The sequence below is a fragment of the Treponema denticola genome (assembly GCF_024181645.1).
GTDB lineage: Bacteria > Spirochaetota > Spirochaetia > Treponematales > Treponemataceae > Treponema_B > Treponema_B denticola_A.
In genome coordinates, this window is record NZ_CP058624.1 from 2,685,750 (window position 1) to 2,712,683 (window position 26,934).

26 protein-coding genes and 1 pseudogene are annotated in these 26,934 nt (G+C 38.1%); 12 read left to right on the plus strand and 15 right to left on the minus strand.

The genetic code is table 11. The features are described 5' to 3' along the window. Positions 1 to 13 precede the first annotated feature (13 nt). The 5 genes from HO345_RS12595 to HO345_RS12615 form a co-directional block, all read right to left on the minus strand. The gene (locus HO345_RS12595; protein WP_253683204.1) at positions 14 to 2,152 is read right to left on the minus strand and encodes a methyl-accepting chemotaxis protein; all 2,139 of its coding nucleotides are present in this window, start codon (positions 2,150 to 2,152) and stop codon (positions 14 to 16) included. Between the two features lie 78 nt (positions 2,153 to 2,230). Beyond that, positions 2,231 to 4,471 (minus strand): peptidase U32 family protein, encoded by a 2,241-nt coding sequence (locus tag HO345_RS12600; protein WP_253683205.1) that lies wholly within the window; start codon positions 4,469 to 4,471, stop codon positions 2,231 to 2,233. 60 nt (positions 4,472 to 4,531) lie between these two features. Next, a complete protein-coding gene (locus HO345_RS12605) occupies positions 4,532 to 5,359 on the minus strand; it encodes a sigma-70 family RNA polymerase sigma factor (RefSeq protein ID WP_253683206.1) in 828 nt (275 codons plus the stop codon). 197 nt (positions 5,360 to 5,556) lie between these two features. Further along, a complete protein-coding gene (locus tag HO345_RS12610) occupies positions 5,557 to 6,573 on the minus strand; it encodes a KamA family radical SAM protein (RefSeq protein WP_253683207.1) in 1,017 nt (338 codons plus the stop codon). Positions 6,574 to 6,591: 18 nt separating this feature from the next. After that, complete coding sequence (locus HO345_RS12615; RefSeq protein ID WP_253683208.1) at positions 6,592 to 7,827, minus strand: M20 family metallo-hydrolase; 1,236 nt, start codon at positions 7,825 to 7,827, stop codon at positions 6,592 to 6,594. Between the two features lie 156 nt (positions 7,828 to 7,983). Between HO345_RS12615 and HO345_RS12620 the strand changes: the two genes are divergently transcribed. Genes HO345_RS12620 through HO345_RS12635 form a run of 4 tightly spaced genes read left to right on the plus strand, consistent with a single transcriptional unit; the run spans position 7,984 to position 11,695 of the window. After that, positions 7,984 to 9,231 (plus strand): Crp/Fnr family transcriptional regulator, encoded by a 1,248-nt coding sequence (locus HO345_RS12620; protein WP_253683209.1) that lies wholly within the window; start codon positions 7,984 to 7,986, stop codon positions 9,229 to 9,231. Positions 9,232 to 9,245: 14 nt separating this feature from the next. Continuing rightward, the gene (locus HO345_RS12625; protein WP_253683210.1) at positions 9,246 to 9,836 is read left to right on the plus strand and encodes a hypothetical protein; all 591 of its coding nucleotides are present in this window, start codon (positions 9,246 to 9,248) and stop codon (positions 9,834 to 9,836) included. Then, complete coding sequence (locus tag HO345_RS12630) at positions 9,826 to 10,350, plus strand: DUF192 domain-containing protein (protein ID WP_253683211.1); 525 nt, start codon at positions 9,826 to 9,828, stop codon at positions 10,348 to 10,350. Before HO345_RS12625 ends, HO345_RS12630 begins: the two co-directional genes overlap by 11 nt. Positions 10,351 to 10,378: 28 nt before the next feature. Further along, complete coding sequence (locus HO345_RS12635; protein ID WP_253683212.1) at positions 10,379 to 11,695, plus strand: ATP-dependent 6-phosphofructokinase; 1,317 nt, start codon at positions 10,379 to 10,381, stop codon at positions 11,693 to 11,695. Positions 11,696 to 11,748: 53 nt separating this feature from the next. Here HO345_RS12635 and HO345_RS12640 read toward each other — a convergent pair whose 3' ends face one another. Further along, a complete protein-coding gene (locus tag HO345_RS12640) occupies positions 11,749 to 13,284 on the minus strand; it encodes a DUF5312 family protein (protein WP_495574027.1) in 1,536 nt (511 codons plus the stop codon). Positions 13,285 to 13,415: 131 nt separating this feature from the next. Then, on the minus strand, positions 13,416 to 13,907 hold the full coding sequence (locus HO345_RS12645; RefSeq protein ID WP_010694333.1) for a PTS sugar transporter subunit IIA: 492 nt from the start codon (positions 13,905 to 13,907) through the stop codon (positions 13,416 to 13,418). A gap of 255 nt (positions 13,908 to 14,162) precedes the next feature. Here HO345_RS12645 and HO345_RS12650 point away from each other — a divergent pair, with 255 nt between their 5' ends. The 6 genes and pseudogenes from HO345_RS12650 to HO345_RS12675 all read left to right on the plus strand — a co-directional run. Continuing rightward, on the plus strand, positions 14,163 to 15,209 hold the full coding sequence (locus HO345_RS12650) for a Fic family protein (protein WP_253683214.1): 1,047 nt from the start codon (positions 14,163 to 14,165) through the stop codon (positions 15,207 to 15,209). Between the two features lie 59 nt (positions 15,210 to 15,268). After that, positions 15,269 to 15,580 carry a hypothetical protein gene (locus HO345_RS12655; protein ID WP_253683215.1) on the plus strand — a complete coding sequence of 104 codons (312 nt, stop codon included), beginning with the start codon at positions 15,269 to 15,271 and terminating at the stop codon, positions 15,578 to 15,580. A gap of 127 nt (positions 15,581 to 15,707) precedes the next feature. Next, positions 15,708 to 16,205, plus strand: coding sequence for a hypothetical protein (locus tag HO345_RS12660; RefSeq protein WP_253683216.1), 498 nt, complete (start codon positions 15,708 to 15,710; stop codon positions 16,203 to 16,205). A 94-nt stretch (positions 16,206 to 16,299) separates the two neighbouring features. Continuing rightward, a complete protein-coding gene (locus tag HO345_RS12665) occupies positions 16,300 to 16,968 on the plus strand; it encodes a hypothetical protein (protein ID WP_253683217.1) in 669 nt (222 codons plus the stop codon). Positions 16,969 to 17,088: 120 nt separating this feature from the next. After that, on the plus strand, positions 17,089 to 17,316 hold the full coding sequence (locus HO345_RS12670) for a hypothetical protein (RefSeq protein WP_253683218.1): 228 nt from the start codon (positions 17,089 to 17,091) through the stop codon (positions 17,314 to 17,316). 27 nt (positions 17,317 to 17,343) lie between these two features. After that, positions 17,344 to 17,607, plus strand: a pseudogene (locus tag HO345_RS12675) (hypothetical protein); the annotation flags it as partial. 111 nt (positions 17,608 to 17,718) lie between these two features. On the opposite strand, the gene miaA reads toward HO345_RS12675, so the two are convergent. Genes miaA through fliQ form a run of 6 tightly spaced genes read right to left on the minus strand, consistent with a single transcriptional unit; the run spans position 17,719 to position 23,331 of the window. Next, the gene (miaA, locus tag HO345_RS12680) at positions 17,719 to 18,702 is read right to left on the minus strand and encodes a tRNA (adenosine(37)-N6)-dimethylallyltransferase MiaA (RefSeq protein WP_253683220.1); all 984 of its coding nucleotides are present in this window, start codon (positions 18,700 to 18,702) and stop codon (positions 17,719 to 17,721) included. 22 nt (positions 18,703 to 18,724) lie between these two features. Continuing rightward, a complete protein-coding gene (locus HO345_RS12685) occupies positions 18,725 to 18,931 on the minus strand; it encodes a DNA-directed RNA polymerase subunit omega (protein ID WP_010694339.1) in 207 nt (68 codons plus the stop codon). Between the two features lie 44 nt (positions 18,932 to 18,975). Then, the gene (gene flhA / locus HO345_RS12690) at positions 18,976 to 21,072 is read right to left on the minus strand and encodes a flagellar biosynthesis protein FlhA (protein ID WP_253683221.1); all 2,097 of its coding nucleotides are present in this window, start codon (positions 21,070 to 21,072) and stop codon (positions 18,976 to 18,978) included. Positions 21,073 to 21,080: 8 nt separating this feature from the next. Then, the gene (gene flhB / locus HO345_RS12695; RefSeq protein ID WP_253683222.1) at positions 21,081 to 22,253 is read right to left on the minus strand and encodes a flagellar biosynthesis protein FlhB; all 1,173 of its coding nucleotides are present in this window, start codon (positions 22,251 to 22,253) and stop codon (positions 21,081 to 21,083) included. Next, a complete protein-coding gene (fliR, locus tag HO345_RS12700; RefSeq protein WP_010694343.1) occupies positions 22,250 to 23,044 on the minus strand; it encodes a flagellar biosynthetic protein FliR in 795 nt (264 codons plus the stop codon). The genes flhB and fliR overlap by 4 nt, the downstream gene beginning before the upstream one ends. Before the next feature lie 17 nt (positions 23,045 to 23,061). Continuing rightward, a complete protein-coding gene (gene fliQ / locus HO345_RS12705; RefSeq protein WP_002666830.1) occupies positions 23,062 to 23,331 on the minus strand; it encodes a flagellar biosynthesis protein FliQ in 270 nt (89 codons plus the stop codon). Between the two features lie 130 nt (positions 23,332 to 23,461). Here fliQ and HO345_RS12710 point away from each other — a divergent pair, with 130 nt between their 5' ends. Beyond that, positions 23,462 to 24,613 carry an iron-containing alcohol dehydrogenase gene (locus tag HO345_RS12710; protein ID WP_253683223.1) on the plus strand — a complete coding sequence of 384 codons (1,152 nt, stop codon included), beginning with the start codon at positions 23,462 to 23,464 and terminating at the stop codon, positions 24,611 to 24,613. Between the two features lies 1 nt (position 24,614). Further along, positions 24,615 to 25,403: a TrmH family RNA methyltransferase gene (locus tag HO345_RS12715; RefSeq protein ID WP_253683224.1), complete on the plus strand. Its 789-nt coding sequence runs from the start codon at positions 24,615 to 24,617 to the stop codon at positions 25,401 to 25,403. Between the two features lie 122 nt (positions 25,404 to 25,525). Here the strand turns inward: HO345_RS12715 and HO345_RS12720 are convergent, their stop codons facing one another. Next, complete coding sequence (locus HO345_RS12720; RefSeq protein WP_253683225.1) at positions 25,526 to 25,993, minus strand: hypothetical protein; 468 nt, start codon at positions 25,991 to 25,993, stop codon at positions 25,526 to 25,528. Next, entirely contained in the window at positions 25,947 to 26,783 is an 837-nt protein-coding gene (locus HO345_RS12725; RefSeq protein WP_253683226.1) for an MBL fold metallo-hydrolase, read from the minus strand. Before HO345_RS12725 ends, HO345_RS12720 begins: the two co-directional genes overlap by 47 nt. Positions 26,784 to 26,934: the final 151 nt, after the last annotated feature.

Here is a 26,934-nt window from a genome sequence, read left to right on the forward strand (position 1 = left end):
ACGTAAAAATACCTTATACTTTAAACTTGTTTACTTCAATAGACAGCTGCTCAATACTGTTTTTATTTTTTTGAGAAATATCGCTTACTTCTTTACTTGAGTCATTTATCTCGGAAGAAGCGGCGGCCATTTCATTCATACTGTTGTTAATATTTTTGGTAAGAGCATCAAGCTTTTGCATTTCTTCTGAAACCTTAATACCACCCGACAGCATTTCTACTGCTCTGGTCTTTACTTCACCCGTTATTTCATTTATATTTTTTATAGCCTGTAAGACTTCATTACTTCCGTTTTCTTGTTCTTTCATAGCTGCTACCATCAGCTCTTCTTGCTGTGAAATTTGATTTACTAATTCATATACTGTAATGAAGGACTTTTCGGCGGCCGCTCCTACGACTGAGAGCTTTTCTATAATCTGAGTAGATTTTTTCATAACCTCGCCTATTTGCTTACCCTGCATATTTGACTCTTCCGATAGCTTTCTGATTTCATCGGCTACAACTGCAAAGCCTTTTCCGCTTTCACCTGCATGAGCTGCCTCTATTGCGGCATTCATAGCTAAAAGATTCGTCTGACTTGCAATGTTTTGAATAATCTCACTCGTTTCCATAAGAGATGCTGATAGCGATGCTATTTGAGCTACAACATCATTTGCCGACCTTGCTCCGATTTTACCGTTTTTCGTTTGCTCATATACCGTTTTAATAAGGGCATTGTTTTTTTCAAGGTTGTTTGTAACCGAGGCAATATTTGCAACCATTTGCTCAACTGCTGCGGATGATTGCTCAATACTTGATGCCTGTACCTCGATGTCGCTGTCCAATTCGCCAAGTCTGCTTATAACTTGTTCGATTGTTGCAGACGTTTCCGTTACACTAGCGCTTTGATTGACTGTTTGGTTTTTTACCGATTCTATATTTTGAGTAATTTGGTGTATGGCACTTGCTCTTTCGGATATATTTTGTGCAAGTACTTCACCGACATTCTTCATTTCTTGCGAATTCATTAAAACCGTTTTTATCATATGGCTTATTTTTGCAATTGTGTCGGAAAAATAACCGATTAGTTTTCCAATTTCATTATTACCCGTTGAAGGAAGAGCAACCCTCAGGTCTCCTTCCGATATACTTTTAAGAGCTGCGATAACTCTATTAACAGGTCGTATGATAAAAAGTTTTGTAAATATTATGATTGTCAAGACAAATAGGACAAATATAAAAAGTAAAACAGCTGCCGTTTTTAAGAAGAAGCTTGCTTGACTTTTTTGAATCATTTCAATCGAATATAAAAATTTTGAGTAGCCTATTATATTCCCTGAAAAATCATACATAGGATAATAAGCTGCTGCATTAGTTCCGTCAATTTTTATAAGGTTCTCTTTGTTTCCCAGTTCTTCCATAATTGCAGCAGAGTCTTCGGAATTATCGCTTTCAAAATTGGAAGCTATTATTTTATAAGTGTTGTCTAACGTACGGGCACATATGCTTAGATTTAAACCGCCTTCCAATACTTCACGGGAACAGTTATTAATAAAATTTTGTATAAAATCGTTATTAACATCTCCCCCGTATTCTACGGAACCTATGTGTTTGTTGGTTTGATCAAAAAGAGGTTTTACTACTCTAAAGCCCAAGTCGCTTACTCCGACTTCAAGCCCGTATATTTCTTTTTTTTCGGAATTTGCCTGTAAAATTGTTTTTCTAAACCCTGAAAGATCATCATCGAATTTCTTTGGGTTGTGAACACGTAAAAATGAAATTGCAGGCGGTATATGAAAATGGAATTGTTTGGCTTTATAGTTTTTTTTCATTTCATCAAACAGGGGTAAGGTAAGTTCGGTAAGAGTTTTCCTGTCTCTTTCTGCAAAGGCTTGTATTATTTCGTCATCTTTAGAAATATTATTCAGTATTATCTTACCCATAAGTTCATATGTATTTAATTCATGGTTTAAAGCTGAGTGTTTTATGTCTGCCATCATCTTTATTTGATTTGCAGAGAATTTTTTAAGACTTCGCCAATCCTTGTATGCGATTATTAGATATTGGGCTAAAAGCAATATAACGGTAAAAAGTAAAAGCCTACTTCCTATAGAATAGAACCTCGTTTTTGCCGAATGAGAAAGTTGAGCTGAGGTGTCTGTTGTTTTTGACATAAAAAACTCCTTAGATAACAATATTAGATATATCCATTATACTGCAAATTATTAAAAATATCAATAATTTCTAAAATATTACTTTTGTTTTCTCGCCTCAATTTTTACAGGGTCATAAAAGCCTTCTTTCCAGTTGAAGCGTGAAGTATCTTCAAGAAAAATTCCTTTCCTGCATGAATTCACAATGTGTCTGTACTCACTGCGTTCAATTTCCGTGTGAGAAAAATCAAGGAGGAATTTATCAAAACCTTTCTTTTCGAGGGCCCCGATACGGTCTGTTATTGAAAAAGGTTTTTCCGGCAGCACAAATGAAGCAGACGGTGTTGAAAAAGTCTTGAAGGCCTCTCCTTGTTTATCGGAAAAATATAAGAAATCATAAGTTTTTGGAAGCGTAAATCTCATTCTAAAGAGGGCAGGATAGGCAAATACCGGAATCAGTACCTGTTTTCGCATACCGGGGGCATAAACCTCTTCAAGGTTTTTTTGAGAGTTTTCGATGGGGGATATAAACTTTAAAATATTATTTTCTTGGAGCCATTTTACTGCCCAGCGGTTAAAGCTGTAAAGATAGGGGCCTGCAACAAGGTTTAGATTTTTATTTTTCAGCATCGTAATATGAGCAGGATTATTGACTACAAATTGAGTATAGCCCTTTTCGATGAGGCTCATAAGATAAAGCTCAAGCTCATCGCTTTCGGCCTGCCCCATAAAAGGATCAAGGGAAATAAAAATTTCCCGTTTTGAAAAGGGAAGAGGTTTGCCGTTTTTTGCCGTACCGGCTAAGGCTTCTTTTGTATCTTCGTTTAGGTTTATAATGACCCGCACAGGTTTGTCGGAAAGAATGGTGTGCAGGCTGTTTACTGAAGATACTTGGACATAGAAGCCGTCAGGGAAGATATCGACATTGGATTTACTTAAAATCTTTTTAGCCCGATTGTCGTCCTGTTTGTTTTTTGCCCCGGCCTTTACATTCTCATTACCGGCAGGATTCCCTTCGGGATAGAGTTTAAGTTCGGGAAGTTTTTCGTCTCCGGGCCTTTTTCTAAAAAAGCTCAACGTTTTGGGCAGCACCGGAGTATAACGCTTACTCATGCTTTTAGTCTGCAAAAGGTAAACGCTGTCGCCTATTCCGAAATCGGCAGGGACCTGAATCCATGCTTCATCGGCCGAACCTGCTTTTTGTGAAGAGGCTTTTTCAATCCTTATATCTTGAATCTTCCAGCTTTCCCTGCCTCGGTCATCCTTTGTATGGAGGCGAATCGAATCCCCAAAATCGGGAGTATAGGAGCCGCCCTTTAAAAGCACATAGTGAACCTTGCGCATGGGCTCTTCTTTTGTTTTTCCTTCAACTTCTTTAATCTTAAATTGGGCGGTTTTGTCTATCGTTCCTAAAAAAATACCCGTGCCTCCCGCCTGATTCGGGTTTAATATTTCCTCAGCCTTTGACGAAACAAATAAAAAGCTCGTCTTTTTTCGGGCAAAGTCTCCGGCTAGGATGCGGCGGCCTGTTTCGACGGCTTCCTTTTTATTCTTTTCCCAATTGTCGATTACATGGCGGTAGGCTGAAACTACTGTCCCTACATATTCTGCACTCTTCATTCTTCCTTCAATTTTAAAGGAAGAAACTCCCGCTTTTATAAGGTCGGGAACATAATCGATGAGCTGCAAGTCATGGGGAGAAAAATAATAGCCGTCTTTGTCGCCCTGCGGTGTGTGGGCTGTGTACAGTCTTCGGCAGGCTTGGGCACACATTCCGCGGTTCGCCGATTTTCCTCCGAGGTATGAAGAAAACATACATAGCCCCGATTGGCAGACGCAGAGGGCTCCGTGCACAAAAACTTCAAGCTCGCAGGAGGTATTTAAGTTGACCGCTTCAATTTCTTTTAATGAAAGTTCTCTTGCTAAAACAACCCTTGATATTCCGAAACGGCTTAAAGCATTTGCAGCCTTGGCCGAGGCTATATTCATCTGGGTTGAGGCGTGAAGCTTTAATTTTGGAAAGTGTGTTTTTGCCATTTGAACTATGCCCAAATCTTGAACGATGATGCCGTCTGGAGAAACGGAGTCAAGATATTTTAAAAAGCGGTACATTTTTTCGGTTTCTTCTTGGGTTAAAACCGTATTAACGGTAACATAGACCTTTTTATTCCGCTTGTGGAGGCTGTCTACGGCTGCCTCAAATTGGCTCCATGCAAAATTGGAGGAACGCATACGCGCATTAAAAGTTTTTAAGCCTAAATATACGGCATCGGCTCCTTCGTTTACGGCAGCATCAAGGGCCTCAGTATTCCCTGCCGGAGCTAAAAGTTCTATGTTCATTGTTTATACCTCTAGCCCATTGTATCATATTTGATAAAAAAAATCAGCTGGAAAGAAAAGCTATACCGAGACCATTGCTTTAATCTTATTTGTATCGGCTCTTAGTTTTCGTAAAGCCCGCAGTTGGGTTTGGCGGATGGATTCAGCCGAGATTGAATATTTTTTTCCTAAGACGGCAAAAGTGGTTGAAGTCATAGTACCGTCAAGACCGTACCGGTTTCTTAAAACATCTTTTTCGCGGTCATTCAGTATTTCCAAACACTTATTTAATTTTTCTTTGAATTCATTATCTATAAACTCTTCTTCCGGGTTATAGGTATTGCATGGAATAAAATCATACAGGTTTGCCGATCTTTCGTTATCAACCGGATCGTCTAAACTGCATATATCGGTATAATTAAAGGATTTTATCTGAGCGATAATATCTACTTTTTCTTTCATTATTTCTGCAAGCTGATTATAAGAAGGTGAAATTCCGTATTTTATTCTATAATTTTCTTCTTCTTTGTGTACTTGTCTCATTAAGGCTTCTTTTCTTACAGGGAGTTTTATAACTTTGTCGGAAGAATTTAAGTATCTTATAAAAGACTGTTTTATCCACCAAGCTGCATAGCTTGAAAAACGAACTTTAAACGATTTTGAAAATTTAGAGGCCGCCTTCATAAGTCCCATATTTCCTTCTTGAATGAGCTCCAAAATTTGGTTTTCATTTGAGCTGAACTTTTTAGCCATTTTTATTACAAGCCTCAAATTTGATGTAATAAGAGTCTCTACTGCCTCTGCATTGCCTTTTTTTACCTCATCGGCTAATTCTGCTTCTTGTTCGGCTGATAAAAGAGGATATTTTTTGCTATCCTTAATGTATTGTAAAAGCAGATTTTCCGTCATAATTTATTACCTCATAAGTCAGTAAGCAAAAAGCGTGCTAAAATATATTTATTTTTTCTAACATTTATAAGATGCTTTTATAAGTTTGCCTAAGTTTATTTATTTTTTACAGGGTAATAATGGAGTTATTAAAACTTATAGACGCTTCAGATCAAAAATCATAATTTTTAGTAAGATGCTGTATATTTTTGTATACATCAATATGTATACTTATGTATAACGCCGTCCATACCAAGGGCACTAAAACTTAAATCCTCTTTTTGCTCTATTATTTTTTTGGAATAAATAAGTGCCGAAAGGGGAAATTTACCGCCCCCTTCCGGAAGGTCCGCCGCAAACTGAGGGCGGGATAGGCCTGAAAGTTTCGGTTCGACTCTTTCCCAAAGCTCTAAGGCATCTTTTAGAGGAACACGGAAATGGGAGGTTCCGGCTGCAGGATCCAGCTGAAAAAGATAGCCCGGTTTTATGCCCATGCAGGTAAGCTTATGAAAAAGCTTAATCAAAGTTTTTTCATTATCGTTTACTCCTTTTAGAAGAACTGTTTGACTTTGAATGGGTATGCCGGCTTCAATGCAGGCATTTAAAGCCTTAGCTTGCTCTTTTTCAAGCTCTGCAGGATGGTTTATATGAGGAATGAGCCATAGGGGTTTTGTTTTTTTTAGCAGGTTCAAAAGTTCTTCAGTAAAAAGTTCGGGTGCAAAAATAGGAGCCCTCGTACACAGTCTTATCAAAAGGTCATCTTTTACGGTTCTTAGTTTTTTTAACACGGTTTCAAGCTTTTCAAAACCTCCGCTTAAAGGGTCACCCCCTGAAACAAGGATTTCCGTAACCTGAGGCATCTTTTTGATGTAGTCCGTAACTGCCTTTAATTCTCCGCCTCCAATATAGCTTTGAGATCGGGCGGTAAGGCCCCGTCTAAAGCAATAACGGCAATATGAAAGGCATTTTCCTGTCGTTATAAGAAGTACCCTGTTTTCGTATTGATGAACAAGATAGGGGGTGATGCAGTATTTATGCTCGCCGAGGGGGTCGGCAGTTTCGTAAGAACATGCTGTTTTTTCGCAGTCTGAAGGCTCAACTTGGAGGCGGAGGGCCTTTGAGTCTTCGGGCTCTGCTTCCTGTATCAATTTTTGAAAAGCGGAGGAAATTAAGACGGGCTGTTCAAAATCTGCTGTTTCAGCGGCCGAAAATTCCCTCCAATTTTTTTCGCTCATATTTTAAGTGTTTGGGTTTTAAATATTTTTGACACCGAACATCATGGCTGCCATAACCTTTGCATCGCTTATGATATTCTTTATAAAAGCATATTCGTTGGGTTGGTGGCAGCTGTCATCAAGAGAGCTCCAAACAACGGCATTAAATCCTTTAGCTCTAAGACAGGCAGCGACTGTTCCGCCTCCTATTCCTATCGTAGAGGTTTCAATTCCTTTTACCTTTTTTATGGCAGATGAAAGAAGGCTTACAATCTTCGCATCCTTAGGTGTTGCAGGGGAAGCCTCAGGCTCATCATATTCAAACTTGATACCCACTCCGTACTTTTTTTCAACCTCTGAAGCTCTCTTCTGCATTTCTTTTAGGACTTCGTTTACATCGTAAGAAGGAAGAATTCGGCAGTCTACATAAAAAACATCGTCTCCCGGAATTGTGTTTACATTCGGTACATTGGCTTCTTTTTTAGTCGGCTGAAATGTTGAATAATTAGGCGAAAATAAATCGTCTTTTTTGTTAAAATGATTTTCCAGATCGTTTAAGCGGAGGGCAAGGTCGCATGCTGCAACAAAGGCATTTTTGCCCGTGTTCGGCATTGAAGCATGGGTTTGGACACCCTTCGTAATAACTTTTAGCCAAAGGCTGGTTTTTTCGGCTATCTCTATTGTTTCTCCCTTAGGGTCGCCGCCATCCGGTACAAGAATCAAATCGTCTTTGGTAAAAAGATTGTGCTTATTGAGGAGGTAAATTATACCGTATTGGGAGCCGACTTCTTCATCGGCAACAAACAAAAGCTTAATAGTGTGTTCGGGGGTGATTCCCAATTTGATAAAAGCCAAGGCTGCAAAAACCGAAGAAACAAGGCCCTGTTGGTTGTCTTCAACTCCGCGGCCTATGAGTTTTCCGTCCTTTTCGATTACAGTCCAAGGATCGCTTTCCCACTTAGACAGGTCTCCGGGTGGAACGACATCCAGATGGCTCATAATCCAGAGCCTTTCCTTATCGTTTTTTCCGGGAATGGTAACAATCAGATTAGGGCGTATTTTTGAAGAAACCCGCTCATCAGGGGCATCTAAGCGTTCAAAATTGCTAAAACCCGCTTCTTTTAAGTATTTTTCCAGGGCTTCACATTTTTTTAATTCTCCGTCTCCATCGGATTCCGGAGCCATGGCAGGAATGGAAGTTAAAAGCCTTTCCAATCCTACAATATCGTCTGTTTTGGATTCAATAAAATCGGTAATTTTTTTAAAGGTACTCATTTACCTATTCTATCAAAAAAAGTGTAAAAATACAATCGGAGAAATAATTATATAAGTATTTTAGGTAAGTAGGTTGACAATTCGACTTTTTCAAAATATACTGTAAATGTGCAATGTTTCTATTTATCAATGCATAAAGGTATGAGAGGTTAAAACTTGTTACAGCTGTCATTTTTGAATTTTAGAAAAGGCTCATATATTCTCATAGAAGGAAAGTCGGATACCGATCATTTTTATATTATACAAAGCGGAAAGGTGCAAGTCGCAAAGGAAGATGAGGTAGTTGCTGAAGAAGGCGGCAATGTTCTAGGGCCGGGAGACTTTTTAGGTGTTGTTTCTTGTATGTCCGGACATACTCAAATCGAAACTGCTATTGCTTTGACCGATGCGCTTTTAATTTCCGTTCCATACGGCCAGTTCCCCCACTTAATAGAAAAAAACACCTCTGTTGCAATGAAGATAATTTATTCTTTTTCAAAAAAGATGCGCTATTTGGATGAGGCCCTAACCCGCATTACTCTAAAACGGAATGCCGTAACCGGAATTTCCCATCTTTTTACAATCGGTGAATATTATTTGAGGATGTCCAAATTTGATTTGGCTCTTTATGCATATTATCATTATTTAAAAGCTCAGCCCAAGGGTGAATTTGCTGATGCAGCTCAAAAAAGGGTTATGGCTATCAAGGCTATGGGGGTAAAAATCCCTATGGAAGTTCTTGAACCTCCTACAAACCAAATGATAAGGCTCTATGATAAAGAGCATATGATTTTCTGTGAGTGTCAATCCGGAACGGAATTGTATATTATTCAAAAAGGCCATGTAAAAATAACAAAGATTCTTGATAATAATGAAGTTCTATTGGCTGTCTTAAAAGAAGGCGATATGTTCGGTGAAATGGCCCTTTTGGAAAATAAACCCCGATCTGCAAGTGCTATTGTTACCGAAGAAGGATGTCAGCTTTTAGCCGTAAACCGCCAAAACTTTAATCAAATGGTTTCAACTCAGCCCCAGCTGATTGCCCGCCTTACAACTACCTTTGCAGATAGAATTTGGGCAATGTACAAGCAGCTTGCCAATACCCTTATCAAAGACCATGTCGAAAAAATGTATGATATGCTTGCTATTCAACTTGAAAAATCCAGAATTAAACCTGTAAAGGGCAAGTACCATACCTTTAATTTCGGCCCCGTCGAGTTGGCAAATATGTGCGGTATACCTAAAGAAGAAGTAGCCGAAGCCGTTACAAAATTTTTAAAACAACCGATAGTAAGATGTGACGGATCTAAAATTTCCATAACGGATGAGTTGGAGCTTTCAAAACAGGCTGCCTACTTTAAAAAGATGCAGGAAATTGAAAAATCCCGTATAAATGCACGTGCAAAGAACGGCGGATATTGGTAGAACGGAAACGCATTATGAAAAAATTGTTTTTTTGTATAGTCTTTATTTTGATAGGCTTTGCTTTTTCCGAAGATACAGAGTCCGCTAAAGAAATTCTTAAAAAAACTGAAACCGAAAAAAAAGAAGAGCAGCTTGAGTTTGCTGAACTTCCTGCCGGATATAGAGAAATAAGCCTTGGAATGAGTATGGATGCTGTTAAAGAAGCCCTTTTAAAAGATTCCATATTCGGATATCGAGGAGAAAGGGATATTTCGCTTTTACCGGGGAAAAACCGCAGCCTTATTGAAACAAAGGGCTCAAGCAATATAAAAAGAGCTTGGTTTCAATTTTATGAGGACAATCTATATATTATTATTATCCAGATGGATACCGACAAGATAGATTATTATTCGATGTATTCTGCGCTGACTTCAAAATACGGTGAGCCTTTAAGTATAGATCCCAAAAGGGCTATTTGGAAAAACGAAACCGTGTCAATGATTTTAGAGCGCCCTCTGGCAATAAAGTATATTGATTTAAAGGTATTTAATGAGCTTTTAGAAAAAAGTCAAACCGATAAGGCCTACAGTGATATTTTGCGAGAGGAATTTATAAATGATTTTTAAAAAGGTTCTAATAGTATTTTTAATGCTTTGTTTTTTTGCTTCGTGTTCTTCTCAAAATAAAATGGAAACGGAAGATATCTTTATAGAAAAAATCTCAAATGAAGAAACGGATGAAACAAATGAAGAAGCAAAAACCGAAGAATCCGTTAAAAAGAATATCGAAAAAATAAATGTGGAACTTGCAATCACTCCTGCCCAGCAGCAAAGAGGCTTTATGGAGCGGAAACTTATCCCTGAAGGCACGGGAATGATTTTTTTGTATAAAGAAGATACTAAGTTAAGATTTTGGATGAAGAATACGCCCCATCCCCTTTCAATTGCTTTTATAGACAGCTCCGGTATAATTAAAGAAATATGCGATATGACACCTTATAGTCTGGAAACAATTGAAAGTACTTATTCCGTACGCTATGCTCTTGAAGTTCCTCAAGGTATGTTTAAAAGAATGGATATAAAAGAAGGCGATAAATTGACGCAAGAAACGATTTATCTTTTGAAGAGAAAAATTAAATAATTCATTGAACGGGAGTTAGGAGGTTATTATGAAAAAAACGGACTTTTCCATTTCTACATTGGGAGAATGTAAAATACAGTCTCCTATTATGCTGTCGGAGACACACGGAGATCTGATTGCAAACTATGTTACCGATAACGAATTTATAAGGTATAATTTGGATGCCTCCTTGGGTGAAACCGGAGAGCCTCTAACCCATGCCGACCTTATCGAAAAGGCCGGCCCTCGCCAAAAGATATATTTTAGCCCTAACTATGTACATGCTGCAATTGCTACCTGCGGAGGTTTATGCCCCGGTATAAATGATGTTATAAGGGCTATAGTACGCTGTCTGTGGACAAGATACGGAGTCCGCCGAATCAGCGGTATAAAATTCGGATATAAGGGATTTATTTCCGAATATGGGTTTTCTCCCATTCCATTGACTCCTGAAACAGTAAACGGAATACATAAAACGGGGGGCTCTTTCTTGGGTACTTCGCGAGGCGGAGGTACAAGGGTAACCGAAATAGTAGACGGAATTGAGCAGATGAATATCAATATGGTATTTTTTATCGGCGGTGACGGTACGCAAAAAGGAGCCCTAGAGGTTTCAAGAGAAATTGAAAGGCGTAAATTAAAAATTTCGGTAATAGGTATTCCCAAAACGATAGATAATGACCTTTCTTTTATACAAAAGTCTTTCGGATTCGATACGGCTATTGCAAAGGCTACCGAATCTGTTGCCGCTGCCAATATGGAGGCCAGTTCGCAGATCAACGGTATAGGCTTGGTAAAGCTTATGGGAAGGGAGTCGGGATTTATCGCAACCCATACGGCCATTGCCTGCCATGAGGCTCACTTTGTTCTTATACCTGAAGTCCGCTTTGAATTGGGCGGCGAAAACGGCTTTTTAAAGCTTTTGGAAAAAAAGCTTATTGAAAACGGTTATGCCCTAATTGTTGCCGCCGAAGGCGCCGGTCAGCATTTAATGAATATTGAAGAAGAAACGGATGCCTCAGGAAACAAAAAACTTGCAGATATAGGTTTGTTTTTGAAAAAAGAAATAACCGAGTATTTTGAAAAGATTGGTATGCACATAAACTTAAAGTACATTGATCCCAGTTATCAGATTAGATCTTCAATTGCAGCGCCCATTGATTCGGTTTATTGCGAACGCTTAGGCAACAATGCGGTTCATGCTGCTATGGCAGGGAAGACCCGCACCCTTATCGGGCTTGTAAACAATAAATTTGTGCACCTGCCGATTGAACAAGTTGTTTCGGAAAGGAAATATGTCAACCCTGAAAGTTCTTTGTGGCGTGATGCTCTGGATGCTACAGGTCAGCCCACTACAATGATATAAGCTAAGGATAGTACAGACTAAAGATAGGATTGAGATTTTTGTGAAGAAGCTTTTTATTCTTTTTTTATAAAAAGCTGCATCAACATGGTAAAATCGTAGATTTTTTTGTAGGCTTCGACAAGCCATTCCCTTACAGGCCTTTCCGAATTTTGTTCAATCTCTTTCCAGTTTTGAATTAATTCACGGCGGGGTTTGTCATAATCGGCTATTATATTCTTAAAGTTGTTTCCTATTACTATGATGTGCTTTAGCGAAATATTTATAAGCTTAAGGGCTGTGTCATTTACATCATTTAAAAGTTTTGCAGCCTGGCGTCCTGCTTCCTTTTCTCTTTCCATTCTGGAAAGAAGGGTTCGGAACTTTACGCCTATATCGGATACCTCGGAAAGTTTATCATCAAACTCTACCGTTTTGGAAGTTACTTGCATTATTGCATGAAAACTATTGGAAAAATCTGCTGTAGTGCCGGCAAAGCCTCCCCAATTTCCCCGTACTAAAAATAGGTCGCACAGAGCCCGTATATCCGTTTTTACATATTCTAATAAAAAAGATTTTAGATAACTCATTTCTTCGGCATAGATATATCCCGATAAGCCTCTTTTTGTAAAAGGCTTATTTGCATCGATGACGTAGTTTTTCATACCGGAGATGACTTGCTCCCCGAATATTTTGTGTATTAAAACCGCAACCTTTGACGATCTTTGCTCTTCGATGAGCTTATTGATAACGTTTTGGGTATTTGTTTTAATTTGTGACACATAGGTATCCGTTACTTTTTCGGTAAAGGGGGTTGTTTCAACCGTGTAAATTATATCCTCGGTAATATGTTGGATAATATATTCGAGAGCCCGTGAGCGGCGAAGGTCGTTTAGGGTTCCTAAAAGCTTTTTCCATTGGCCTGCATGAACCGGCTGAATGTTTTTATAGGTTTTTATTATATCGAAGATAAGATTCCAATCGGTATCTATACTTAGTTGATAGAAAACCGATGCAAAATCTTTTAAGTCTTCGGAAATATACTCTCCCCTTATTGCCTGAAAGTTAGGGGTATAGTTGAAATTATTTTCAATAAAGTTGGAATCGAATTTTCGAAGTAAAAAATAATAGTCAAAGAGTACAAACTGTATAAAGGCATCAAGATGTTGGTAACTTAGATCTATTTTTTGTATTTGATTGGAATCAAGTTCTCCTATAAAGGTTTTTAATTCCTTTTTTACCTTTTCGGCGAGGACTTCGGTATTTGTGTTTTTTGACTGTTCTATTATTGATTCTTCGGACAAATTTTCAAGAAGTTTTTTTTGTTTATCCGAAAAAGAGTTTTCCACAGTAACGTTTTTTAAAACCTTCGAAGAAGCAGCTCCTGCTAAGAGGGGCCGGGCCGGGCCTACGACCTTATAAATGTTGTAAAAAAATTGTGCCGCTTGGGGTAATACCTCTTGAGAACTCGATTTATACCATTTGCTGTATCTGGTTTTTCCTATGGTTTTTGCAATATCCTTCAACTTACGCCTTTTGACGGCCTCGGGACTCTCTGAGGACATAAATAAACCTATTATTTTTTGGAAAAAACTTTCTTTTTTATGGGCCATGATAATAATATGTGTTAAATTCGCTAATTTGTCAACCGGTACAGCGGCTCATGGAGTAAAAATAAGTTGAGCAAAAAATAACGGTCTGTGCCAAGTCCGGCATAGACCATTATTTACAGCTTTTTAACCTGTTACTCTTCGTCACTTTCCATTAAAAGCTTGATGACGGCTTGTTCGTTTGCAGCCCTTAAAAGTTCTTCTCTTTTTTCTGCACTTTTGAATAATAAACTTATCTGTGCAAGGAACTGCAAGTGGGGGCCTGTCTTATCCAGAGGGGAAAGAGTCATAATAAATATTCTGGCCGGTTCTTGATCCAAAGAATCAAAGTCTACCGGATTATCTGCAATGCCTATACAGGCAACGAGATCACTTACAGAGTCCGTCTTTCCATGAGGTATGGCTATGCCATGCTTCATCCCTGTAGACATCTTGCGTTCCCTATCTAAAACACAAGCCTTTGTAGCAACCCTATCCTTTACTTTTCCGGCTTTTACAAGCGTATCAAGTAACTCATCAATAATAGCTTCTTTTGTAGTCCCTTTTAAGTGCAGATTAATGGTTTCAGGAGTTATAACATCCTTCAAATCTACAGAATCGGGTTTTAATGCATCTTTAAATTCCATGTATACATTCTAAGCCTCTTTTGATTAAAAGTCAAGTTTTTTTTAGCTTTTTTTAAAATTTCTTTTTAATTCCCAAATAAAAGCTTTTTTCCTAAGTTTCGATTTTTGGCCGAAAGAATGGAATTAAGATTAAGATAACGAAGCCTTTATCCGGCGGTTGAAGAATATAGCAGTTACAAGAATGAATATCTAAATTGACTTGAATTTCCCCTTATTTTCTGCTATAATTTAAGGGAAAATATCGGAGGCAAAACAATGAGACCATTTAATTATTCTAAAATCAAAAATCAAAAGTGGGATTCCGGTACCCTGGGTCTGATTGCTGCAATATATAAAGAAGCCGGAAAACAGGAAATGTACTTGAAACAGCGTCCGGAAGAATTAGAGAAACTGGTCGAGATTGCAAAGATACAAAGTACAGAGGCATCGAATGCAATTGAAGGTATTGTAACAACAAGTACCCGTATCAAGCAGTTGGTGAAAGAGAAAACAACACCTAAAAATCGTGATGAGCAAGAAATTGCGGGTTACCGTGATGTATTAAATATAATCCACGAAAGTTTTGATGCGATTCCTATTTCCCAAAACTATATTCTGCAGCTCCATAAGATTCTGTATAGTCATATGAACAATCCGATGGCAGGCAGAATAAAAAGTGTACAGAACTATATCAGTGCTGCATATTCGGATAATCATACGGAAATATTATTTACGCCGCTTGCTCCCTTTGAGACACCGGAGGCGTTGGATAAAATTTGTGAAGAATATAACCGAGTAATTGGAAATATGGAAGTGGAGCCCTTAATAGCAATTCCTGTTTTTATTCATGATTTTCTCTGCATACATCCTTTTAACGATGGTAACGGAAGAATGAGCCGTCTGCTGACAACTCTTCTGTTATACAGAAACGGCTTTTATGTAGGAAAATATATCTCTTTGGAAGCAAAAATTGCAAAAAACAAGGATTTATATTATGACGCACTTGGTAGAGCTCAGATTGGTTGGCATGAAGGCAAAGAAGATGTGGTTCCTTTTATCAAATACTTGCTTGGAACGGTTCTTGTGGCCTATAGAGATTTTGCAGACCGCTTCGCTTTAGTGGAAATAAAACTTCCTGCTCTTGAAACTGTAAGACGTGCCGCTCTAAATAAGATTGGCCGATTTACTAAGCAGGATATTCGTGAACTTTGTCCTTCACTGAGTATAAGTTCTATCGAGGGAGGGCTCAGAAAATTAGTATCAGCCGGTGAATTGAAAAAAGAAGGCTCAGGAAAAAACATTTGTTATTATAGATTAAAGTAATTCCCACAAATATTTAAACATTCCCTTAAAAACAAAAAGAAAATAAGGGCAATGGTTTATTGATAAGGTTAAGAATCCCCCATTTTGACAAGCAGCAAAAGGAGAAGCCTCTAAAAGTTTTTATAAGTTTTTCCGATAAAAGAAATATGAATTCGCCCGATTTTTTTTATGTTATAAAAAATGTTTTACTTTCCCCCATAGTGATAGGTGTAACCATTATTTGCGGTCTTATTTTAAGCTTTATTTTTTATGTAATGAGCTATAAGAAAAAACCGAGGCGTTTTGCTGTAAAAAAGAAAGCTCCCAAGCCTGTAAAGGAAAAAACGCCTCCCCCCGAAGACGAAACTGAAGACGAGGAAGGGGAAGAGTAGGCAAATCTTAAAGATTTTGATAAAAATTTGAATTTTTTTGACTCGCATGAATACTATTTTTTGATTGTGTGCTATCATCTCCATAATTACCGAATTAATTTCAAAGTTTTTATGGAGGCGATGGCTTATGTTTTTCGACACCATGTTTTTTGAGAATATTTGTGAAGATGTTGATCTTGAATTTTATGAGTGGATATTATGGGTGTATAAAGAGCCGCCTATTATTGCAAGGTCATATACTTCTGCAATCGAAGAAATAAAAAAAACATTAAAAAGCATGGAACATTGCGATATCGGTTCTTTGCAGAAAGAAATTGGATTACCTCCGTTTCAAGACAAACAAACAAAATCAAATATCCTTAAATCTCTCAATGAAAGGCTTAAAGAGCTCAAAATTATAAGAAGAAATTATTTAAATTCCTTGTCACCCATCGGCAAAAAAATAAGTAAAAATAGTGCTTCAACAGGACTTTCCAATACTAAAAGGGATAAATTACTCTGTTTGTTGCTTATAGATCTAGTGGAGCAAATCCCTGACGACATGATTCTCCTATCGGATGAGGCTGATGAAGGCTTTTTAAAACTAACTGAACCCGTGATTCGCAGAAAAAATCAAAATTTTTAATTAAAAATTAAATTATGCAAATATTTATGATAGACTGTTTTTTTAGAAATTGATATTTCTTGCACAAAACATCGCGTTATGGAGGTATAGGAAAATGGGAAATATGGAAGTAACAGAGGAAGATGGATTTACTATACTTGAATTTTGCAGTACGGGATTAAAACATAATTTTGATTTTGAGCGTATGCAATTTGCAGGAAAAAGAGATGAGGTTCTTAAATACTTTTGTTCTGATAATCTACTTGAAAAAGATCCATCTGCCGTACAAAATAATGATAATCCTAAATTCGATCTTTCTAAATTTCATAACATAAAAAATAACTTAAATTTAAATAAGGTATACAGATTTGCTTATATAAATTTGAGGTATATTAACCTTTCATACATAGAAGAAAATCAATATATGAATTTTCCGCGCAAATGTTATTCCGATAAACAGCCAATATATGTAATTCAATTTGAAAATTTTGCACCGGAAAATAGGCAAATGACAATTTTTTATTTTGACTGTGCAGAAACCGCCTATGAAATGTATGATAAAATTGTGGAGTTTTTGATAGACAGCTCCTCCGATTGTGCTTTTGATACTGATGTATATAGTCCTATTACAATTATTTTTGGCGGCAATTTTTGTTATGAAATGAGGTATCATGAAGACACCCAGATTTTTGACTATTGTTTTACAGGTAAAAAACTTCGATACAAAAACGGAATAAACCAATTTGAAGGAAAAAAAATAGACTTAAAGAAGTATTTTAAATAAAGGTTTGTGTACAGTTTTATGGAATTGCTGATAATCCTAAAAAATATAGCTATATACTGGCTTTTTAATTAATTTGTTGTATAATGTATCTAAATCTTTAGATGTTTTAAGGAGAACTTTATGGCATTAGTAAAAAATTTGAAAGGACTAGAATCTAAAAATATAAGAGAAAATATTACAGAAACAGAATGTACATATTTTATATTTGAAAAAGATGATAAAAAATATTTTCAAATAGACTCTTATGGTTCTTCTGAAAGAAAAAATTATGGAAGAACTAGTCAATCTTTACGATTTACAGAAGATGTCGCAAAACAATTAAAAGATATATTAGAGAAGCATTTTTAATATAAACATAATGCAAAAAACGGAAATGCGGTTGGGATTATGAAAAATAACCGCATTTATGACATGAAGGGAGCTTATTCAGGTCCGCTTGACGGAAGTCATGTTCATAAAAGCGACGGCAGCTATGTGGGTGAGCTTAATAATGGTATGGTTCTGAATATGTTTAAGGTACGGACTCCTCTTGTGCCTGCGGTTCCCGGCTATGAGGTTCCGCCTATTCCTCCTGTACCGAGATTTCCATTTCCGACAATATACAGTGATGTATCGGATGATTTATTTAATAAAGATTAAACAAATGATAATTTTTGGAAGAGGCTATCCTGTATATATTGTAAGCCTTAGGAATGCGGGCGGGCATTCAAGTTATAATGAAATTGAACTTGCGTAAGATATGAATAAAAATTACACCCATTTCTCATAAAATCCGCAAATATCCTTATAAAGCCTTAATATTTCAGCCTTATCTTCTATAAAATAACGGTGAACATCGGGGATTGTTTTAAAAAAGGTTTCTTGACGCTTGGCGTAGTGTTTGGTATTCCGTTTTATAAGGGCCGAGACTTCCTCCAAGTCCGATTCCGGTTTTAAACGCCTATTTTCATCAAAGAATTCCCTGTAGCCTATGGCTTTGAGTCCGGGGCTTTCGCTTGTATAGCCCATTTCATAAAGCTTTTTTACTTCATCATATAGGCCCTCGGCAAACATGGCATCGACCCTCTTTTCGATTCTTTCGTATAAAAGGGAGCGGGTTCTTTCGAGGCTTAAGATAAAAAACTCGTATTCTTCTCTTGGGTTTTCGGGGAGGGCAAAAGAGCTTAAAGGCTTCCCTGAAGCGGCAAAAACTTCGTGAGCTCTTATTATTCTGTATTCATCATGAACATGGAGCCTCTTTGCCGTTTCGGGGTCTATTTTTTTTAGCTCTTCTAAAAGAACGCCTGCCCCTTCTTCCTTTGCCCGCTTTTGAAAGTGTTCGCGGATTTTAGAGTCGGCTGTGGGCGTAACGGGAAGGCCGTATAGAAAATTCTTTAAGAAAAAAGCCGTGCCTCCCATCAAGACCGGAAGTTTTCCCCGCCTATATATTTCGGGGCAAAGTTTATCGGCTTCTTTTACAAAATCGGCTGCCGAAAATTCTTCGGAAGGCTCTTTTATAGCGATTAAGTGATGGGGGAGGCCGTCTAATTCCTCTTTGGAAGGAGAAGCCGAGCCTATATGCAGGTGTCTATACACCTGAACCGAGTCGGCGCTTATAATTTCGGCACAAGCTGAAAGAGCCGAAATTCCGTCCTCTTTTGAGAAATCTTTTGAATGTTTATAAGAAAATATCTCGGAAGCTAAGCTTGTTTTTCCCGAAGCCGTCGCTCCGAAAAAAATCAATACGGGAACCACGCAAACTTTTGAAGCAGAAATTTTAGTTGAATTCGGGGTGCCGTTCTATCTGATAGTTTACTTCACCGGTAAAAATTTGCTTTGCTCCGGCTGAAACAACCTTGTCTCCGCTTTTTTCGGCATTAGGCTCTTGGATTTTAGCCAGCTGATAGGCCCTTCTTGTCGATGCGCATGTAATCTCGTAAATATTGTCATCAAACTCGATGAGTTCTTCTAATGGAAATATCATAGCCCTATTCTACTATTATTTAAGAAAAAAGTCAATATTTTCACTTATTGAATTTCCGGGGTGATGTTTCCCATGCCGATGACCGAAATATCCTTTGGAATTTCGGGGACTGATAAGACCGGAACCATGGGCATTTCGTATTCAAGAAGCCGTTTTATCAAAAGTCTGCCTTCTTCGGGAACGAGGATAACTGCAATGCCTACAAATTGAGCATTAAAGTTGTTGTATGCGTTTTGAACGGCTCTAAGCCATGCTTTTTTCGATTCAGTGTCTATTGCAGGTTGAGGGCCGGTCAGGGTATCTATGCGGCTTGCCAAAACGGTTTGGAAAAAAGCGGAGTCTACCATAAAAGCTCGCAATGCCTTGTCTTCTCCAAGATATTGCTGAACAATTTGTCTGCCTAACCTTTGTCTGACTTTTTCGGCTATTATATACATGTCGCCGGTTATGCGCCTATAGTCTGCGATGGTTTCAAGAATGGCTGTGGTATTGCGTATGGAAACATTTTCCCTAAGGAGACACTTAAAGACTGTTTGCAAGTCTCCCAATGTCAGCTTGTCGTTTGACTGAATTTCGTCGACGACGATTGGGTTTAATTTTTTTGCGGAATCCAAGATGTTGTTTACCATTTGTCTTGAAAGGATGTCATCCGCATGTGTTTTTATAACCTGAGTTAAATGAGTTGCTATGATGGAAGGCGGATCTATAACCGTATATCCTGCCCTTTCGGCGGCTGCTTGGTTTGATTCGGAAATCCAAATAGCCGGAAGACCGAAAGCCGGATCTAAGGTAGGTTCGCCGGGTATTTCATCTTGAACATTTCCAGGGTTTACTGCGAGGTATGCGCCCATTCTTATCTTTGATCTTGCTACCTCGGCTCCCTGTATTGTAATACAATATTCATCAGGAGGAAGGTTCATGGCATCCATCATTCTGATAACCGGCATTACAAGACCGGTTTCGAGAGCTATTTCTTTTCTTATGCGTTTAACCCGCGGAACGAGGTCTGAGCCTCTTTTTTCATCGACCAATGGAATAAGGCCGTATCCGAATTGCAAGGATAGATCGTCGTATGGGCTTACAGCCTTGGTATCGTCTGTTTCGGTTTTTGCCGCTTTTTCCGATGCTGCTTGGGCTTCTTTAGCCGCCTGTTCTTTTTGAGCCCTTGTTACCTTTGTTGTCTGCAGCCTCCAGCCTAAAAAAGCAAGGCTTAATGCGATGATGATTAAGATTATTGAGGGGAAACCGGGTAAAACTGCCATCACAGTCAAGGTGATAGCGGCTATGTAATAAACAGTCGAATTGCGTGCAAACTGGTCCGTGATGTCTTTTCCAAAAGAGCCTGTTGAAGCTGAGCGGGTTACTACAAGACCTGTTGCAACCGATATAAAAAGAGAAGGAAGCTGAGCTAAAAGTCCGTCCCCTATTGTAAACCTTGTGTACATCTGCATCGCTTTAGTGAATTCTTCTTGTCTAAACACTATACCTACGATTAAACCTGCTACAATATTTAAGACCGTTATAAAGATTCCTATTTTTACGTTTCCCGAAACGAATTTACTCGCACCGTCCATAGCCCCGTAAAAATCCGTAGACCTTTGTAATTCTTCTTTTTTCTTTCGAGCTTCGGCTTCAGTTATAACGCCTGCATTGTACTCTGCTTCTATAGACATACTTCTGGTATTATTAAAGTCTAAGGCAAAACGGGCTGCAACCTCGGCAATTCTTGTTGCTCCCTTTGTGATTACAAAGGCTTGAACGGCAATCAAGATAATAAAAACTACAAAACCTATGACCAAACCTTGATTTCCTGTAGAGCCGATAACAAATTGACTGAAGGCTGCTATCATCTTTCCGTCAAATTTTTCTCCATATGTTAGAATAAGCCTTGTAGATGAAACGTTTAGGGCAAGGCCGAATATGGTGGAGACTAAAAGCAATGAAGGGAAAACCGTAAACTCCGTAGGCTTATCTACAAATAAAACTATGAGTAATATTATCAAACTGAATATAAGATTCAGTGCCATAAAAAAGTCTAAAAGAGCAGTAGGCAGAGGAATAACAATTACAAATATTACCAAGATAGCTCCCATAGCTACCAAGGCATTCGGTGCTTCCTTAAAAATTCTGTTTTCGGCCATTTATCGGGTTACCTCCATCTTTTCCTTAACATTTCTTTTTCTTTCATCGAGTAAATTTTTAAGAAAATAATCGAAAGCGATTGATAATATTCGCTTGGAATTATCTGTCCTAAATCTACGTTAGCGTATAGGGCACGGGCCAATGGAACATTTTCAATAGTAGGAATGTTGTTTTCCCGAGCAATTCTTTTTATGTTTTGGGCTGTTGCATCAACTCCCTTCGATATAACCATGGGAGCAGGCATAACGCCTTGTTTCCATTGAAGAGCGACAGCATAATGGGTCGGGTTTGTAATAACGACATCGGCATCCGGAACGTTTTTTATACCGGTCTTTTGCAAGATTGCCTGCATCTGCCTGTTTATTTGAGCCTTTACCATCGGATCGCCTTCCAATTCTTTATACTCATCGGTTACTTCCGTTTTTGACATTTTTAACGATTCCGAAAACTGACGTTTTTGGAAAAAGTAATCGGGAATACTTAAAAGAACCAATGCGATCGCAGCATACACCAATATTTGAGCAGCTGTTTTTGCTATAAAAATTATCGAATTGGGAAAATCGGATTGAAGCAGGGCTATCATCTTTGTAATATTGTTTTTTATAACAAGATATCCTATAAAACCTATAATGACAACCTTAAAAAGCGATTTAGCCAAATTAAAAAGCCCCTCGGCAGAAAAGAGAGCTCTTTTAAAGAACCTCACAAAATTGGGAGTAACTCTTTTAAAATCGGGCTGAATAGGTTTTGTCGAAAATAAAAAGCCTCTGTTTTGAATAATATTTCCCAACACTCCCGAAATTAGGGCTACCCCCGTTATCGGGAAAACCGTTTTAAAAAAATATAAAACAAAAATCCTGAACCAAGTTCCGTTTACAACATCTTCTGTTGTGCAGCGTTCAAAAAAGAAGGCGATGACCTGCATTAAAGATTTAAATATGTAGGGCCCCATTATTATAAGGCTGATTACGGGAAGCAGCACAACCATTGCGGCATTTAAGTCCTGACTTTTTGCAACTCTTCCTTCTTCTCTGGCCTTGCGTATCTTATATTCGGTCGGGTCTTCTGTTCTGCCTTCATCTTCGGCAGCGAACCACTGCAAGCCTATCGTTTTATTGAGAAGGAGTTCTTCTTGAGAAAAATATTTTTGATAAAGGAGGGGCGATTTTCCCGATATCATTTAGTACCCCCTAAACTGTCTAAAAGCCGCCAAAAATCCGAAAAGCCTTTTTCCAAAATAATTTCAAAGGTGTTTATAAAAAAAGGCAGAGCAAGGGCTAAAATAAAAAAGGCTGTTAAAATTGTAATGGGGAAGCCTTCCGATAGAAGGTTCATCTGAGGGGCTGCCTTTGTTAAAAGTCCCATTGTTATGTGAATTAAGATTAGTGTTCCCATAACCGGCAAGGCAATTATCATTGCGTTTAAAAAAAGATTTCCAACTGCTCCTAAAAGATAGGTCGAAAGCTCCTCCTGCCTTTCTAAAAACAAAAAGCAGTTTACATGCTCAATGCTCTTCATTATTCCGCCTAAAAAAAGACGTTGGAAACCGTTTATGCGTAAAAAGATAAGAACTGCAATAAAGTTAAAATATTGACCCACGAGGGGGTTTTCAACTTGAGCTAGGGCATCAAAAACTCCCGATGCACCGAAGCCCATCTGGAACGAAAAAAACTGTCCTGCCGTGCTGAATGTAGAAAATAAAATGCTTATAAAAAAACCGGTTAAAACACCGATAAGCCCTTCTCCAAGAAGTAAAAGAAGATACTCAAGACTGAAGGCATTTAGATTTCCGAAGTTGGGATAGGCATAGGGGGTTACCATAAATGCAGTTAAGCCCGCAAGAGCAACCTTTGCAATTCGTGAAACATTGCGCATTGACATTAGGGGGGATGTCATTAATATGGCAAAAATTCGGACAGCTGCGAGTAAAAAAATGGGTTCTTTATTTAGGATAAAATCGAAGGGCTGCATTTATTTATAGAATGCCCTTATCTTACCAGCTGCGGAATTAAATTCATTAAAGAAACAAAATATTCCCTTAACACCGTAATCATCCAAGTTGCCAAAAGAGCAATCATTCCTAAAATAGTTAAAATTTTAGGAACAAAGGTCAGCGTCTGTTCCTGTATAGAGGTAGTCGCCTGAAAGATTGCAACAATTAAGCCTACTAAAAGAGCTGCAACTAAGATGGGTGCGGAAAGCATCAGTATGATACCTATACCTTCACGCATTAAAGTAACTATAGTACCTGTAGTCATAGTCCCCTCCATAATGACCTAGGGTTTTCTGTCATTATAAACAAAAATGCTATATTTTGCAAGGCAGCAATTAAAATTCAAGTTTAAAAAAAATATGCCGAAAATTTATTCCGTAAAGGAATTTGAAAAGATGGCAGATTTTGTATTTAAAGTTTCATCAAAGGTTATTTTAGGTAATTATTCTCTTGCCCGCATCGGGGAGGAAGCTGTAAAATTCGGAAATAATTTTATGTTTGTGGTTGACCCTTTTTTTGAAGATATGGGTTTAGTAGATAAGGTCCGAAAATCTCTTGAAGAAAAAAATATCTCCCTTTTTGTATTTAACGGTTTTGAACAGACAGCCGATTCTGAGGTTATAGAAAGAGCTCTTTCATTAGCCAGAGGGGCTCATATAAGAGGCGTAATTGCCTGTGGCGATATGACAGCATGTGCTATAGGGAGGGCTATCGCAGCTCTTTATAATGAAGATAAACCTGTTTATCGCTATATTGAAGGAGAACCTATTACGGCAGAATCCTTACCTCTTATTCAAGTTCCTACGACATGCAGTGACCCATTTTTATTTGGGAATTCCAGTTTTATTGTAGATTCCAGAAATAGAACAGTAAATCTATTAAAGATAAAAGAAGATTTATGCGACCTTGTAATTTTTGATTCAAATACATATGCAGGCCTTGCGCCCAATGCTATGACTTCAATGATTTTTGCAGGTTTATGTTCTACCTTTGAAGCCTATGTTTCGACAAGGGGCAGTTTTTTTTCGGAGACTATCTTGGGAAAGGCTGTCGAGATATTTTTAATTTCCCTTGATCCTCAGCATGAAAAACTTGTCGGAATGCCCAGAGAGGAACTTGTGGCTCAGGCTGCTTGTCTTTCCGCTATCGGAATTGCGGCTTCCGCACCCGGACTTGGAACAGCTATAGCGCTTGCTGCGGGCGGAAGATATAGAATTTCAAAATCCCTTATTGCGACGATTTTACTTCCTCATGTTATTAATGATGCGATTTCTTCAAGCCTTTCAAAGACCGTTGCTGTAGCGAGAATGCTGGGTGAAACCATGCTTGAAGGCGGAGATGCTGCCGAAGTTGCAAAACGCGGCGTTGAGGAAATTAGAAGAAGGCTTGCTGAAGCTAATTTACCTATACGGTTAAAAGATATAGATTTAACTATCGAATCCCTTGTGCCTGTTGCAGAAGATGCCGCCCGCTTAAGTTTTATGAACTATAGCCCAAGGCCTCTTGCAAATTACGATATTTTTGAAATTATAAAACAAGCCTTTTAAGATGCCTGAGATTTTTAAGCTTTACAATTTACCCCAAAAACAAAGATGCCGTAAAATATTGCGTATTTTGGAATCGGCTGAAGCTGCTCTTGTTCAAAATAAGGCAGATGAATTCTTGGATACATTTTATCTGCGTTCTCTTTTAAAAATTATTTTAGATGACTTGGATTTCGAGTCTTCTTTAAAAGTTCAAAAATGGATTGAAGCCCCTCAGGAAGAAGATAAAAGAAAGATTATCAATTTTGTCAGGTACGAGCTTTATAAAAAACTTGATACAACACCTGCGGAGTGGGATTTGATTTTGCCTAACTCCTCTGCCGATGAAATTGCAAATTTCAGACGAACTTTTTTTGAAGGAGTTTATGTCTATGCCGAAGATATCCGCACGCCTTTTAACATAGGTTCGATTTTTAGAACGGCAGAATCTTTCGGAGTTGAAAAAGTTTTTTTATCCCATGACTGCGTTTCCCCTGACAGTCCTAAAGCTAAAAGAACGGCGATGGGTTGTACCGAATATCTCCCGTGGGAGAGAGCCGATCTTGAGAGCCTTCCCGATCTTCCGCTGATTGTACTTGAAACCGGCGGCACCGATATTTCAAAGTTTGAATTCCCCAAAAAAGGAATTGTCGTTATCGGCTCGGAAGAATTGGGGGTCAGTCCCGAAGCCGTAAAAAAAGCCCAAGGGCGGGTTATCACAATTCCTATGTATGGAATAAAAGCCTCGATAAACGTAAGCGTTGCCTTCGGTATCTGTATGCAAAAATGGTGTGAGGCTCTTACATCCGATTGAATTCGATATATCCCTTTTAAAAGCCGGCCGTAGTTAAACCGCTTAAAGTTTCTACTCCCTTAACCCTTCCATAATTTTATGCACACGAGGTCTGTTGTACATACAGGCATATTGATATCGCCCTATCTTAAAAGCTTGCATTGCATTTGTAACACCCCAAAGTATTTCTTGCTGTTTTTTAAAGCTTCGGTTTCTCCTTCCTCTCCTGTAGGCGTATCATAAATAATCCTTTCATTTTCTTTAAAGCCTGGGGCCTCATCAATAAAATTAAATTCTATAGTTTCAGGAATATCTGCAAATAAAAGGCCTTGACTATAAGACTTCGTATTTCGAGGAGTAAACAACTGAACAGGACTTAAGTTTTCGATATCCTGTACAATCGAAAACTTACTGTCTATTTTAACGGCATCAGCTCTGGCCGTGTGAGTTATCATCGTAATCAATTCCGAAAGAGTTGCCTTATTGGAAAGAACTGCGTTACAAGAATATTTCTTTTCATCACACAATAAAGCACATTTTTCAAAGCTTTCCCAATCTATGTCTTCATTTGATACAGGGTTGGAGTTTATCTTTCCTTGCAAAACAATCATAAGGGGCCGTTTTATCAAATATAAATCCTTTTTCATTCCATTTTGGAATAACATCAACATGCGCAAAGACATCCTTCACTTTATCCGTAAATCCGTTATGGGAAGTAAATACATACTTAATTCTATTTAAATCCAGTTTTTCCTTTAATGCTTTCAAGGATTCAATATTCATTTCACTGTTGTAGTTAAACAGATCAAAAAAACACCATCCGCCTTCTTGATTCAGTGCAATGGAGTCTCCCGTAAAAAGCAGTTCGTTGTCGATTAAATACATTAAATGCCCGAGAGTATGACCGGGAACTAAAAACGGCTGAATTGTCAAATCACCGACGGAAACGGATTGGCCGTCTTTAAGAAGGTGATAATTGTCTTTTATTTTCACGGAATTTTTTAATCCGAACGGGCCGATTTTTTTACGATATATGGTATTTGTCAGATAATTTTCTTCAATTTCGCCTAGATAAATTTCAGCGTTAATAAAACAATTCTCACAACGAATATCCAAGCCGCCTGCATGATCCGGATCTGCATGTGTAAGAAACAGAGCCTGAACCGCTTTAGGATCGATTCCGATTTTTTTACACCCCGGCAAGAGAGCATGATGATTTTTGTACCCGGAATCTATTGCGATCAGAGTGTTACCTTTGCGGATAAAAAAAATATTAACATCGTACTCTCTTACGCAACTTACCGTTTCCGTCAATTTTCCGGTTTCCGCAGGATGAAAAGCTCCTTTTCCTCTATACAGTTTCGGAACAACATGAATTGCAAAATAATCCATAAAACTCATAAAAACACCTCCTATATTAATATATGGGCATTTCTAAAAACTGAAGTTTTTAGTTCCTACTTATTATTCTAGCAATCACTTTGTAAGTTGTCAAGTCTGCGCATTGCACTTTAGCTTTGAATAGGGTATACTTATATTATCGTAGATATAT